This is a genomic window from Gordonia sp. 852002-10350_SCH5691597, assembly GCF_001665715.1.
GTDB classification, from domain to species: Bacteria; Actinomycetota; Actinomycetes; order Mycobacteriales; family Mycobacteriaceae; genus Gordonia; species Gordonia sputi.
In genome coordinates this window covers 14693-27293 of the sequence record NZ_LZMO01000229.1, presented here as the reverse complement: position 1 = coordinate 27293, position 12601 = coordinate 14693, and the positions used below count along the sequence as shown (strand labels likewise).

The 12601-nt window shown below is 65.8% G+C and carries 11 protein-coding genes; 7 read left to right on the top strand and 4 right to left on the bottom strand.

Annotated features, from left to right (window positions below; all coding sequences use genetic code 11):
* The first annotated feature begins 42 nt into the window (after positions 1 to 42).
* Together A5777_RS17035 and A5777_RS17030 are read left to right on the top strand one after the other, a co-directional pair.
* Complete coding sequence (locus tag A5777_RS17035; RefSeq protein WP_064863550.1) at positions 43 to 1320, top strand: aminotransferase class V-fold PLP-dependent enzyme; 1278 nt, start codon at positions 43 to 45, stop codon at positions 1318 to 1320.
* The gene (locus A5777_RS17030) at positions 1317 to 1799 is read left to right on the top strand and encodes a hypothetical protein (protein WP_082933719.1); all 483 of its coding nucleotides are present in this window, start codon (positions 1317 to 1319) and stop codon (positions 1797 to 1799) included. Before A5777_RS17035 ends, A5777_RS17030 begins: the two co-directional genes overlap by 4 nt.
* Positions 1800 to 1981: 182 nt before the next feature.
* Here the strand turns inward: A5777_RS17030 and A5777_RS17025 are convergent, their stop codons facing one another.
* The 3 genes from A5777_RS17025 to alc form a co-directional block, all read right to left on the bottom strand.
* Positions 1982 to 3160 (bottom strand): phosphatase PAP2 family protein, encoded by a 1179-nt coding sequence (locus A5777_RS17025; protein WP_064863544.1) that lies wholly within the window; start codon positions 3158 to 3160, stop codon positions 1982 to 1984.
* Positions 3161 to 3210: 50 nt separating this feature from the next.
* Complete coding sequence (locus tag A5777_RS17020; protein ID WP_231895102.1) at positions 3211 to 4869, bottom strand: alkaline phosphatase D family protein; 1659 nt, start codon at positions 4867 to 4869, stop codon at positions 3211 to 3213.
* Between the two features lie 133 nt (positions 4870 to 5002).
* Positions 5003 to 5986, bottom strand: coding sequence for an allantoicase (gene alc, locus A5777_RS17015; RefSeq protein ID WP_231895103.1), 984 nt, complete (start codon positions 5984 to 5986; stop codon positions 5003 to 5005).
* A gap of 185 nt (positions 5987 to 6171) precedes the next feature.
* Here alc and A5777_RS17010 point away from each other — a divergent pair, with 185 nt between their 5' ends.
* Positions 6172 to 6654 carry a MarR family winged helix-turn-helix transcriptional regulator gene (locus tag A5777_RS17010; RefSeq protein ID WP_082933717.1) on the top strand — a complete coding sequence of 161 codons (483 nt, stop codon included), beginning with the start codon at positions 6172 to 6174 and terminating at the stop codon, positions 6652 to 6654.
* Positions 6651 to 8342, top strand: coding sequence for an MDR family MFS transporter (locus tag A5777_RS17005; RefSeq protein ID WP_064863542.1), 1692 nt, complete (start codon positions 6651 to 6653; stop codon positions 8340 to 8342). Before A5777_RS17010 ends, A5777_RS17005 begins: the two co-directional genes overlap by 4 nt.
* A gap of 118 nt (positions 8343 to 8460) precedes the next feature.
* Here the strand turns inward: A5777_RS17005 and A5777_RS17000 are convergent, their stop codons facing one another.
* Positions 8461 to 8943 carry an inorganic diphosphatase gene (locus A5777_RS17000; protein WP_064863541.1) on the bottom strand — a complete coding sequence of 161 codons (483 nt, stop codon included), beginning with the start codon at positions 8941 to 8943 and terminating at the stop codon, positions 8461 to 8463.
* Between the two features lie 136 nt (positions 8944 to 9079).
* Between A5777_RS17000 and dacB the strand changes: the two genes are divergently transcribed.
* Genes dacB through tilS form a run of 3 tightly spaced genes read left to right on the top strand, consistent with a single transcriptional unit; the run spans position 9080 to position 12578 of the window.
* Positions 9080 to 10486: a D-alanyl-D-alanine carboxypeptidase/D-alanyl-D-alanine endopeptidase gene (dacB, locus tag A5777_RS16995; protein ID WP_064863540.1), complete on the top strand. Its 1407-nt coding sequence runs from the start codon at positions 9080 to 9082 to the stop codon at positions 10484 to 10486.
* The gene (locus A5777_RS16990; protein WP_231895101.1) at positions 10483 to 11643 is read left to right on the top strand and encodes a zinc-dependent metalloprotease; all 1161 of its coding nucleotides are present in this window, start codon (positions 10483 to 10485) and stop codon (positions 11641 to 11643) included. The genes dacB and A5777_RS16990 overlap by 4 nt, the downstream gene beginning before the upstream one ends.
* Positions 11622 to 12578 carry a tRNA lysidine(34) synthetase TilS gene (gene tilS, locus A5777_RS16985; protein ID WP_064863539.1) on the top strand — a complete coding sequence of 319 codons (957 nt, stop codon included), beginning with the start codon at positions 11622 to 11624 and terminating at the stop codon, positions 12576 to 12578. The genes A5777_RS16990 and tilS overlap by 22 nt, the downstream gene beginning before the upstream one ends.
* Positions 12579 to 12601: the final 23 nt, after the last annotated feature.

Below are 12601 nucleotides of genomic sequence, written 5' to 3'. Positions count from 1 at the left end.
GTCGTCACCCGTTCGCACACCGATTTCTCGCAGGTCAAGGCTATTTCGACTGCGCAGAGCCCGACCATTGCCCCACTTGCCGAGGTCGTCGGCGCCGCCGAATGCGCGCCGCTTTCCGACGGCACGACGGTGCGCTACGCCAACTTCGACTACGCGGCCAGCGCCCCGGCGCTCACCGCGGTGGCGCAGACCGTTGCCGACTCGTTGAGCACCTACGCCAGCGTGCACCGCGGCGCCGGACACCTGTCGCAGGTCACGACGCGACGCTACGAACAGTGCCGCGAGACCGTTCGACGCTTCGTCCGCGGTCGCGCCGACGACGCCGTCGTGTTCACCAGAAACACCACCGACGCGATCAACCTCGCGGCGCATGTGACGCCCGGTGACGTCGTCGTCCTCGACATCGAGCACCACGCGAACCTGCTCCCGTGGGTCGAACGCAAGGACAAGTGGACCCGCATCGTCGAAGTCGCTTCGACCATCGATGAGACTCTCGACGCCGTCGAGCGCGAACTCGCAGCCAAGCCCGCCGCGCTACTGGCGGTGACCGCGGCGTCGAACGTGACCGGCGAGGTCTTGCCGATCTCGCGACTCGCGTCGATCGCGCACCGGCACGGAGCCCGAATCCTCGTCGACGCAGCGCAACTCGTCGCTCATCGCCCGGTGTCGATCGTCAGTCACGGGATCGACTACCTCGTCTTCTCGGGACACAAGCTCTACGCGCCGTTCGGAGCGGGTGTGCTGATCGGACGCACCGACTGGCTCGACGCCGCGCAGCCGTATCTGGCAGGCGGCGGCGCCACGGCAGATGTCGACATCGAGGCGGGCTGCGCGTCGGTGTCGTGGCATGCGGGCGCCGCGCGTCACGAAGCGGGATCTCCTAATGTGCTGGGCGCCATCGCGATTGCTGCCGCGTGCGACGCGATCGCCGATCTGGGACACGAGTGGATCGGCGCACACGAGGCCTACCTGTGCGCACAACTCGACGCCGGACTCGCTGAGATCGACGGCGTCACCCCGTTGCGTGTCTTCGCCGACAACCTCGAGCGCGTCGGCATCGCAGGCTTCACCGTCGACGGCCACACCCCGCGCGAGGTCGCGGAGTACCTGAGCTCCGAACACGGCATCGGTGTGCGCGACGGAAAGTTCTGCGCGCACCCGCTTCTCGATCGACTCGGCCACCCCGACGGTGCCGTGCGCGCGAGCTTCGGGCTCGGGAGTTCGTCCGACGACGTCGACCGCCTGCTCCACGCGTTGCGCTGCCTGAACGATCGCAGCGCCGACGCCCCCGACATCCACCACCGAAAGGCACGCTCGTGACGATCCAATCGAGTTCTCCGACAGACATTCTCGCCGATCAGCTCCTCGCTGCCGACACCGGCGTCATCACCATCGGCCGCCCGGCCCTGCGGGTTGCGATTGTCGGTGACGCCGCTGCGGCGGAACTGCCCATCGTCGTACGACGTTCGACGCTGCGCGACGCTCAGCGCACCCGCTCGCTACTGCGGGCAGGCACACGTGACACCGCGAATTTCTCGGTAGCACTGGCTGTCGAGGTTGCGATCGCACCGCATCCGGGGTCGGCGCGCGCGTCGGTCGCCTCGGTGCCGGTTGCAGGCGATTCCGCAGAAACCGTGCGTTACGTCGGCACGCCACACGGCCTGGCCACACTGATCCGCGACATCTACGCGGCCGAGGTCGCCGACGCCGTGCTCATCGTGCCGATCGATGGCTCGGCCACCGAGCACCGCGTGCGCGCAGAGGTGCTGCCGCAGTTCGAGTCTCGTCGGGCTGCGTGATCTCGACAAGCTCGATCAGCGGGTTGGGCTCGGTCAGCGGGTTGGGCTCGATCAGCGGGTTGGGCTCGGTCGGCGTGATCTCGACAAGCTCGGTCGGCGGGTTGGGCTCGGTCGGCGGGTTGGGATCGACCAGCGGGTAGGACTCGATCAGCGGGTAAGACCCTCGATCAGCGGGGCACGACTCAGCTGGCGGCGTAGGCGTAGGCGCGGGCGAGGTCGAGGCGCTGCCACGACTGCGCGCCGGGGCGTTGATCGTCGAGCGGGTATCCGGCAGGGTAGGCGGTGCGTCGAAGTAGATCGGTGGCCTGCGTGCGGGTGAGTCGGGGATGTGCGCGCAGCACCAGGTCGACGGCTGTGGGCGGTACGACAAACGCTGCACTCGGCGAGCCGATGCGTGAGAGTCCGTAGGACATGCGCGCGTCGTAGTCGGCCAGTGCGCCGGGTGTGCTGCGATACGGAGTATCGCGCGCAATGCACGTCGAAAGTGCTGCGCCGCAACGCCATTCGAGTTCGGCGCGGAGTTCTTGGCCTGCCGCCACGATCAACGGGCGGAAGCGCGGGTCGGCGTACCTGTCGGCGACGGCTGCGTCGGCAACCATACGTCCCGCGATCACGTCGAGCGGGTAGTGCACGCCGAGTACGACGCGGTGATAGCCGGCCTCGCTACCACGCGCGAGGAGTTGCGGAGCGAACTCCGGCACCATGAGGGCGAGTAGTCCTGTGCGGATCATCGCCGACGCGGTGTGTCCGGACGGGTACGACGAGCCGCTCGAGAGTACGTCCTCGTCGGTCTTGCCCGGCAGGTTGTAGACCTTGATCCGATTCGGCGCCACCTTATATGGCCTGGGGTTATCGGAGATCTCCTTCTCGACGAGCGTCGACGACGCGATGCCCTGTCCGCGTGCGGCAAGCGTGTCGACGAGGGCGGTCACCTTCGGAAGTCGCTTCTCCGCCAACGCTTGGCGCACATCGGCGCCGAGCTCGGACCCGAACGCATCGGTCATGGCGTGCAATTGCTTCTGCGACAATCCGTCAATCGCGTAGGCATCGTCGAGTGCGCGCTTGCGCAACGCCGGATCATTCTGTGCCGCATTGTTGATCGCGACCGACTTCTCCAGGTTCTCCGAAATGGTGGCCGGGTGGTTCTTGCGAATGTCGGTGAAGCTCGAGATCACCGGCCAGTAGATGAGATCACTTCCGTGGGCATCCGACTGGTAGATGGTGGCCAACGCTCCGATCGGGAATGCGGTGGGTGTCGGTTTCGACGGCGCGGCCTGAGCGGTGGCTGGGGCACCAAACACTGCGCACATCACCGCCGTCGTCGCGACGAGTCCGTTGGCGAGCGGTCGTAAGAGTCTCATGTCGTGGTTCCTGTCGATAGGCGGGCGGGTCGGGTTCGGAGCGAAACTGGTTATGTGCGGATCAGTTTCGGGTTGCCCGCCCGGGTCGACCAGCCGAATGCTCGTCGGGTCGTCGAACGCGGGTCACGTACGTCCTCGACGTAGAACCACTCCATTGTGGCCCGCGTGGGCGTCACGGTCATCACCCCGAATCCGTGTGTCGTCAGTTCGACATCCTTGATCCACGGGTTGGCCAGCTTGATGGCCTCCTGACCGGCAGACAGCACCGCTACGGTCGGGGCATCAAGTGCGCGGCTGACCGCGATGGTGTCGTGAGGACTCGCGGCGGTGATGCTCGGGACAGTGAACTCGCACGCCACAGCGTGCCCTGTGCGGTCCTTTCCATAGTGAGAGACGTTGAGCGGCAACTCGCTTGCCCACGAGCTGTGGATGTCTCCCGCGACCAGCACCACGTTCCGCTTGCCCGCCTTGTCGATTGCGGACAACAGTTGTCGACGCTGCGCCGCGTAGCCGTCCCACTGATCGTTGTTGACCGGGAAGCCGTCTCGGGGGACTCCGACCGTGTCGTGTAGCCACTCGGCGAGTCTCGGATCGGTCGACGCGGGAATTGTCAGCGGCACCATCATCACCTCGCTACCGATCACCTGCCAGCGGGTCGACGACGTCGTGATCGAGGTCTCCAACCAGGTGTATTGCTGTGCACCAGTGATCGACTGCGTCGGATCATCAACGCGCGCAGTAGATTGCTTGTCGCGATACGAGCGGAGATCGGGAATGATGAGCTCGGTCAGCGTGCCGAATCGTAGGCGTCGATACAGGTGCTCGCCGTTGTCGAGCGAGTTCGGGCGTACCGGCATCCATTCGAAGTAGGCCTGCGCCGCAGCGCGTTTGCGAGCGGTCCAATTGCCTTGTGTTCGTGGGTCGTGATTCTCCGCGCCGTCGCGGTAGGAGTTGTCGGCAGATTCGTGGTCGTCCCATATGCAGACAAACGGATGCGCGGCGTGGGCGTGGGCAAGGTCCGGGTCCTGGTGGTACTTTCCCTGCCGGATTCGGTAGTCGCTCAGGCTCACCGTCGCGTGTCTCGGTTCGACCTTACGGACGATTTCTCCGAATGCGCCTGTGTAACCGCCAGATTCGTACTCGTAGGTGTAGTCGCCGAGGTGAAGGATGAAGTCGATGTCGGTGCGCTTAGCCATGGCCCGGTACGAAATGAAGTGTCCTGCTTCGTAATTACAGCACGAGCAGACTCCGAACCGCAGACGGTCGATGTCCGCAGAGGTCGCAGGCGCTGTCTTCGTGCGGCCCACCGGCGACACAGTGCCCGCTGCGGGACCATCGAGCACGGTGAAGCGGTAGAAGTATCGGGTCGCGGGAGCAAGTCCCGCGGCGTCGACCTTGACCGTGTGGTCGCGCTGCGTCGTCGTCGTCACGCTTCCTGACGCAACAACATTGCCGAATGCGTTGTCGTGCGCGACTTCCCATCGCAGCGCGGTCGGGCCGCCGAGTCCGGAGCCGGGCGTCGCACGGGGGTGGGGTGTGACGCGGGTCCACAGGATCACGCGGTCGGGGAGCGGATCGCCCGAAGCGACCGAATGCGCAAAGACACCGGAACCCCCCGGAGCGGCCGCTGCCGGCGAAATCGCAGCCGACGCGACGGCGGCAGTCCCCGCAGCGACCGTTGCCGACTTCAGGAACGTCCTGCGCGACACGTGTGAAGACTCCGACAAGTGCGAAGGCAGAGGTGAACTGACCGGTTTGGGAAGTCTGTGCGCCACGAGGAGTCAGTCAAAACCTGAGATGTGACCGGATCGGGTATCTCAGGTGAACGGCGGGTGTCGACGCTCAGGCCTCGCCGCGCTCCCACTGCTCGATCAGGCCCGCTTGCGATTCCTCGGTGAGCAATCCGTAGAGCTTGAACCGTGCCATGCCGCCGTCGGGGAAGATGTCCATGCGCGCTTCGGTCATCGGCCGGTCGAGATCGATGACGAAGCGGTGGCGGGTGTCGGGCTGGAGTTCGGTGCGCGGCAACACGTCGAACCATTCGCCGTCCTCGCCGTCTCTACCGCGAACCGTCGCTGCTCCTGGCGCATTGCCGATGAAGTAGCTGGTGTCGAGTTCGACGAGACTCACCCTTCCCTGTCCGGCGAGGCGCACCTGCACCCAGTCGTTACCGGAGTCGCGACGGCGGCTGGTCTCCCAACCCTCGCCCATGTGCCGTGCGCGACCGGGCATCAGCAGGTTGTTCGGTGAGCTGTAGAACATGTTCGAGCATGCCGTGATCAGTCCGCCGTTCTCGAGGGCGGCGAGATCGAAGTGGCCGTAGCGGAAGAAGTGCGGGTTCGGCACACCTCGGCCGTGGACACGGAAACGTGCGACACCGCCATCGGGATGCATGGTCAGCCGGACGTGTGTGAACCGGTCTTTCGCGTCGACCTTGAACGGATTGCGCGTGTCGCCGTCGACCTGGGTCTTCTCGACGATCGTCGTCCACTCGGCGTCGTCGACGAGCTGTTGCGCCGACACGACGCCTTCGACTGCGGTCGCTTCCACCGAGATCTCGGGCGGATAGTTGCCCTTGAACCACGACGTGTCGACGACGACGCCGTAGATCACTCCGGGCGCGCCGAGGCGAATGATCGCCTGGTCGACGCCGTCGCGGCGTCGGCGTCGTGTCTCCCAGCCGTCGTAGACCTGGCCCTTGTGTCCGAAGGTCGCGGGGCGGTACTCGGCCGGGCCGGTCTTGATCAGGTTCTGGACCTCCGCGAACAGATCGTCGTTGGTCCACACGACCGCGCCGCCGAGATCGCGCAATGCGAGGTCGGGCATCGAGGTGAAGTGGGGGCGGCTACCTGACGGTGGTGGAGGCTGAGGAGTCACGAATGTCGATGGTAGTGGGCTGTTTGCGTACCGCAGAACTCGAGCGCATACTTGCGCTCGACATTTGCTTGCAACATGCAACTACCTGCAGTAGGCAACATCTGTCGGCTTTGTCCGTTAAGTAGCAAAAGGCGGTGACCGTGCTCGAACCGGAGTCCATTGACCAGCTCTTCGATTCACTCAGCCGGTACCTGCGTGTTCGCGACCGCGCGGTCCACACGACGTTCCGCACAAAGGACGGGGAGTTCGAGACCGCAGCGTTTCGTGGGTTGTTCCATCTCGACCGCGCGCCCATGCGGTCAAGTGAACTCGCCGCAGCGCTCAACGCCGATCCGTCGACAGTGTCGCGCCACGTCGCGCAACTCGTCGACCTCGCCCTCGTGCGTCGCGAAGCCGACCCGGACGACGGACGCGCGACGCTCCTCGTGATCACTGACGCGGGACGTCGACGTGTCGAGGGCATGCGTGCGATGCGTCGTGAAGCATTCGAGTCCGCGATGACGGACTGGACCCAAGACGAACTGTCGACGCTGGTGGTGCTGTTCGACCGCTTCGTCGACGCCGCGGAGCAACTCATCGTGCCCGCAGGCGAACATTCCGGGAAAGGAACGAGATGACAGACAAGACGCAGGTGTCCACAGCGTCGGACGACGTTGCGGGCGCCGGTCTGACCCACCGGCAAATCCTCACGATCCTGGCAGGCTTGATGCTGGGAATGTTCCTCGCTGCGCTCGACCAGACCATCGTGTCGACCGCGATCCGCACCATCGCCGACGACCTGCACGGCTACGACATGCAGGCGTGGGTGACCACCGCCTACCTCGTGACGTCGACCATCGTCACGCCGCTCTACGGCAAGCTCTCCGACCTCTACGGTCGCAAACCCTTTTTCCTGCTTGCTATTTCGATCTTCATCGTCGGATCGCTGCTGTGCTCGCTCGCGACGTCGATGTACGAGCTCGCGGCGTTCCGCGCCCTGCAGGGGCTCGGCGCCGGCGGTCTGTTCACCCTGGCGCTGACTACGATCGGCGACATCGTCCCACCGCGTGAGCGCGCGAAGTACCAGGGCTACTTCCTCGCGGTGTTCGGCACGTCGAGTGTGCTCGGTCCGGTACTCGGTGGCTTCTTCGCCGGTCAGTCGACGATTCTCTGGGTGTCGGGGTGGCGCTGGGTCTTTCTGGTGAATGTGCCGATCGGGATCATCGCGCTGATCGTCGTCGCGAAGGTGCTGAACTACGACCAACAAAAGGGTCGGGGTGGCCGTACCGACTATTGGGGTGCGTTCGCGCTCGCCGTCGGTATCGCGCCGTTGCTGATCGTGGCCGAGCAGGGCCGCGAATGGGGCTGGTTCTCGGGCTGGGCATGGCTTTGTTACGGCGTCGGAGCCTTCGGGATCGCACTGTTCGTCTGGATCGAACACAAGATGGGCGACGACGCGCTGATCCCCTTGCGCGTCTTCAAGAATCGGGTGTTCGCGCAGGGCATCGTGATCTCGATGGTCGTCGGTGCGGTGATGTTCGGCGGGATCTCGATGCTGCCCCAGTACTTCCAGGTGCTGCGCGGCTCGAGCCCAATGGTCGCGGGCCTGCAGATGCTGCCGATGGTCCTCGGTTTGATGATGGGCTCGATCGCGTCGGGTCAGATGATCTCGCGCACAGGCAGATACAAGGTGTTCACGATCGTGGGCGCGGTGCTCATCACCGTTGCCACGTTCCTGCTGCACCTGGTGAGTACGTCGACGCCGGTGTGGATCGTGATGCTCATGGCGTTCCTGCTCGGCTTCGGACTCGGCAACCTGATGCAGCCGATCACGCTTGCGATGCAGAACATCCTGCCGCCCAAGGACATGGGTCTCTCGACCGGCACCGCTACCTTCTTCCGCCAGATCGGCGCGACTCTCGGTGTGGCCGTGTTCTTCTCACTGCTGTTCAGCATGATGGGACCCAACATCTCCGACGAGATGGTCGCTGCGGCGCAGACTCCCGAGTACCGCGCCGCGGTCGTGCGGGCCGCGGGCAGTGATGATCCGCAGGTCAGCGAGTTCGCCAAGGGTCTGATCGCGGCGTCGCAGAATCCCGGGGGAGCGTCGGGGTCGTCGGACGCGGTGATGAGCGATACGTCGATCATCGAGGAGTTGCCCGCCGAACTCGGTGATCCGATCAAGGAGGGCTTTGCGAACTCGATGGACACGGTGTTCCTGACGGTGTCGATCGTCTCGCTGCTGGCGATCATCGGCACGGTGACGTGGAAGGAGCTCCCACTTCGCCGCGGGAAGCCGGCCGCCGAGCCTGCCGCTGCCGAGTAGGGCGGACGGGTAGGACCAAAAAAGTCCACCTCATCTGTGTCGGTTCACCTTCGGCAGTGCCGAAGGTGACGCGCAACAGATGAGGTGGACTTTTCAGTGTGTGGCGCAGGGCGTCGAATCAGTGCCCCGGGAAGCGCTTGACGGCGGCCTGGGCCACCTTCTCCGCCTCGTCCTTGCCGACCCAACCGCCCGGCGTGACCGACTTGCCGGGCTCGAGATCTTTGTAGTGCTCGAAGAAGTGCGAGATCGCGTTCAGCTCGAACTCCGACACGTCGCCGACGTCCTGGATGTGATCCCAGCGCACGTCCTTGGCGGGCACGCACAGCAGCTTGTCGTCGCCACCTGCCTCGTCGGTCATCGTGTACATCGCGACGACGCGTGCCTTGACCACTACGCCCGGGTACACCGATTCGGGCAGCAGGACCAGCGCGTCGAGCGGGTCGCCGTCTTCGCCGAGTGTGTTGTCGATGTAGCCGTAGTCGGCGGGGTAGCCGAATGCGGTGTAGAGATAGCGGTCGAGGAAGACCTTTCCGCTCTCGTGGTCGACCTCGTACTTGTTGCGACTTCCCTTGGGGATCTCGATGGTCACATCGAATTCCACGGTTCCTCCTTGATCGTGGCGCCTCGGGCGGGATCGGTGCGCCGTCGGCGGGTGTCGACAGCCGCGGTCCGGCTGTGCGAATCGCCTCAACGATACTGTGGGGCGTCGGAAGAGATGGGTCGAGACCGGAGGTCGAGTGGGCGCGAGGAATCAGGACGGTCGGTTGGGCGGTCGACGTCGCGCGGTTGTGTGGACCCTGGTGTCGGTGGTCGTGCTGGCGTTGATCGCCTCGAGTGTGCTGTTCGTGGCGTTGCGCATGAACTCCTCCGACGACCTGCCCGCAGGTGTGCCGCCACGGCCGGAACCGATCGCCGCGACACCTGCGATCAACGCTGTGTCGGCGACGGCCCCACAGCCGACGGCAGACGGCGTCACCAAGCAGATCGCCGCAGCGGCCCGCGCACCCCAGCTCGGTGAGTTCACCGGCCAGGTCAGCGACTCGCTGACCGGCGCGATCCTGTGGTCGAAGAGTCCAAGCACCCCACGAGTGCCCGCATCGAACACCAAGATCCTGACCGCGGCTGCCGCGCTGATCGGACTGCCGCACGATGCGCGCCTGACGACGACTGTCGTGGTGGGTACCGACGGCCAGGTGATCATCAAGGGGGCGGGCGATCCGACGCTGTCGGCCCAGTCGAAGCGGTCGCAGACGTTCTACACCGATCCGGGTCGGATCAGCGATCTTGCCGAGCAGGTCCGTAAGTCGGGGGTCTCGGTCACCTCCGTGGCCGTCGACACCAGCGCGTACACCGGTCCGACAATGGACAGCAGCTGGAGCCGCGACGACATCAAGGGCGGCGACATCGCTCCGATCGAGGCGCTGATGACCGACGGCGCGCGCACGGACCGGCTCAACGAATACTCGCCGCGCGTCGACAACCCGGCGATCACCGCCGGAGAACAACTCGCTGAGGCGCTCGACGTCGACGCCCCGGTCACGAATGTCGCCGCTCCCGCAGGTGCACGGACCATCGCGACCGTCCGCTCGGCACCGCTGGTCACCAGGGTCAACGACATGCTCCGCTACTCCGACAACGTGCTCGCCGAATCGCTCGGCGTCGAACTGTCCGTCGCACGCGGCGGGCCTGCAACGCTTGCGGGCGGTACGTCGGCGGTCAAGCAGACGCTCGCCGACAACAAGTTCGACGTCTCGAACGTGACGCTGCGCGATACGTCGGGGCTGTCGTACCGCAACCTGGTACCCGCCGCGCTCCTCGACAAGCTGATGGCAGCGGCGAGCGGACCCACCGGCAGCGATCAGCCGATCGACTCCAAGATCCGCCCGATGCTCGACGGACTGCCGGTTGCCGGCGGCACCGGAACACTCGCCGACCGGTTCACCGTCGGCGAGAACCCCGGCGCCGGTTGGGTGCGTGCGAAGACCGGAACATTGACCGGCGTCAGTTCGTTGACCGGCATAGTTCAGACGGTCGACGGTCGGGTGTTGTCGTTCGCGTTGATCTCGGGAGGCACCTCTCCCGCGGACGCGCGGCCGGCCCTCGACAACGTCGCGGGCAAGTTGAGGGAGTGCGGGTGCCGATGACCGAGCCGACCGACGACGTGGGAAGTGGTCTCGACAAGCTCGACCAGCGGGCAGAACTCGACCAGCGGGCAGAACTCGATCAGCGGGGTGAAGCCGACAAGAGGGATGAGCGCGGCGAGTCGATCGGGTCGCGCATCGACTGGTCGCTTGCCGCGACGGTCGGCAAACGGCTGGTGCGCCCTGGACCGAAGGTGACCGAGTACACGCTCGACGCCGCGCAGGCCGAACTGGCCGACGCCGCGGTGCGGGCCGAGGGGCCGGTGCGCGAGGTCACCGGACTCGCCGACGGGCTGCGCGTACCGAGTGCGCTCGTGGTCGATCGGCGCGGTTGGGTCGACGCCGCGTCGCAGTCGATGCGATCGATGCTCGACGGTGACGGCGATGAGTCCGGTGGCGGATTGTCGGGGAAGGTCGGCGGCCTGCAGGCGGGTGGTCTGCTCGCGTTTCTCGCCGGCGCCATCCTCGGGCAGTACGACCCGTTCACGCCGAGTGGCTCGGATTCGAGCGGGCCTCAGAATCCCGGCGTGCTCATGCTGGTGACGCCGAACATCATTGCGGTGGAGCGCAGTCTGCGCGTCGTGCCGTCGGATTTCCGTCTGTGGGTGTGTCTGCATGAGGTCACCCACCGCGTGCAGTTCTCCGCCAACCCCTGGCTGCGTCAGTACATGCTCGACAACATCGCAGTGCTGACCTCCGATGCGGGTGAATCGGTGACAGACGTTGTCGCACGGATCAATTCGGCTGTACGAGGTCGCGCCAAGCGGGAGAAGGGCGTCATCGGTGTGATGCAGATGCTGCAGACGCCCGAGCAATATGAGGCGTTCACGCGCATGATGATGCTCGGCACCCTCCTCGAGGGACATGCCGACCACGTGATGGATGCCGTTGGCCCAGCACAGGTTCCGACCGTCGAGCAGATCCGCGCATCGTTCGACAAACGGCGCACCGCACCGCGAAATCCCGTGCAGCGCATCATCAGAGCGTTGATCGGTATGGATGCCAAACTGGCGCAATACATTCGGGGTAAGGCCTTCGTCGACGAGGTCGTCGGGACCGTCGGCATGGAGCGCTTCAACACCATCTGGACCAACGCGGAGACGCTGCCCCGACCGGACGAGATCGACGAGCCGTCGCGATGGATTGCACGCGTGCTGTGACCCGTGCGGTCGCAGATTTCGCGACCGCTCATCTGCCCGGACACACCGAGGTGTGCGTCGGGCTGTCCGGCGGGCCGGACTCGTTGGCGCTCACCGCCGGAGCGCTCCGCGCGGGGCTGACGGTTCGCGCGCTCATCGTCGACCATGCTCTACAGCCCGGCTCGGATGCGGTTGCGGCCAATGCGGCGCGGACTGCAACGGGACTCGGTGCGTCTGCGGAGATCCTGCGGGTGAGCGTCGGCACAGCCGGTGGCATGGAGGCCGCTGCGCGTGATGCTCGGTACGCGGCACTCGATGCCGCTCGCGACGGGATGCCCGTGCTGCTGGCCCACACCATGGACGACCAGGCCGAGACGGTATTGCTTGGCCTCGGGAGGGGTTCGGGCGCGCGATCGCTCGCGGGTATGCGTGCGTGGCGTGAGCCGTGGGGTCGGCCGCTGCTGGGTGTTCGTCGTTCGCAGACCGTCGGCTCGTGCACCGAGCTGGCGCTGCCCGCGCACGCCGACCCCCACAACCGCGACCCTCGATTCACTCGCGTGCGGTTGCGCGGCGAGGTGATCCCATTGCTCGACGACGTCCTGCACGGCGGGGTCGTCGAGGCCCTGGCACGCACCGCCACCTCGCTGCAGGCCGATGTCGATGCTCTCGACGACGTTGCGGACGAGATCTACTCGACGTCGTCGCGGGTCGGCGAGCACGCCGAACTTGACGTCGCTTCAGTCGCCGATCTTCCCGACGCGGTACGGACGAGGGTCGTGCGGCGCTGGCTGCGGGAGGTCGGTGCGACAGAACCCACGACGCGGGTGATCGAGGCCGTCGACGAGTTGCTCCGGCGCGTTCGCCCGGGCCAGGTGGCGATCGGCGGAACGCCAGATCATCGGCTGGCAGTCGAACGGACAGCCGATGGGATGAGGGTGACACGTCTTCCGCGATGACCCACTCAATAGTGGGTGGGTCA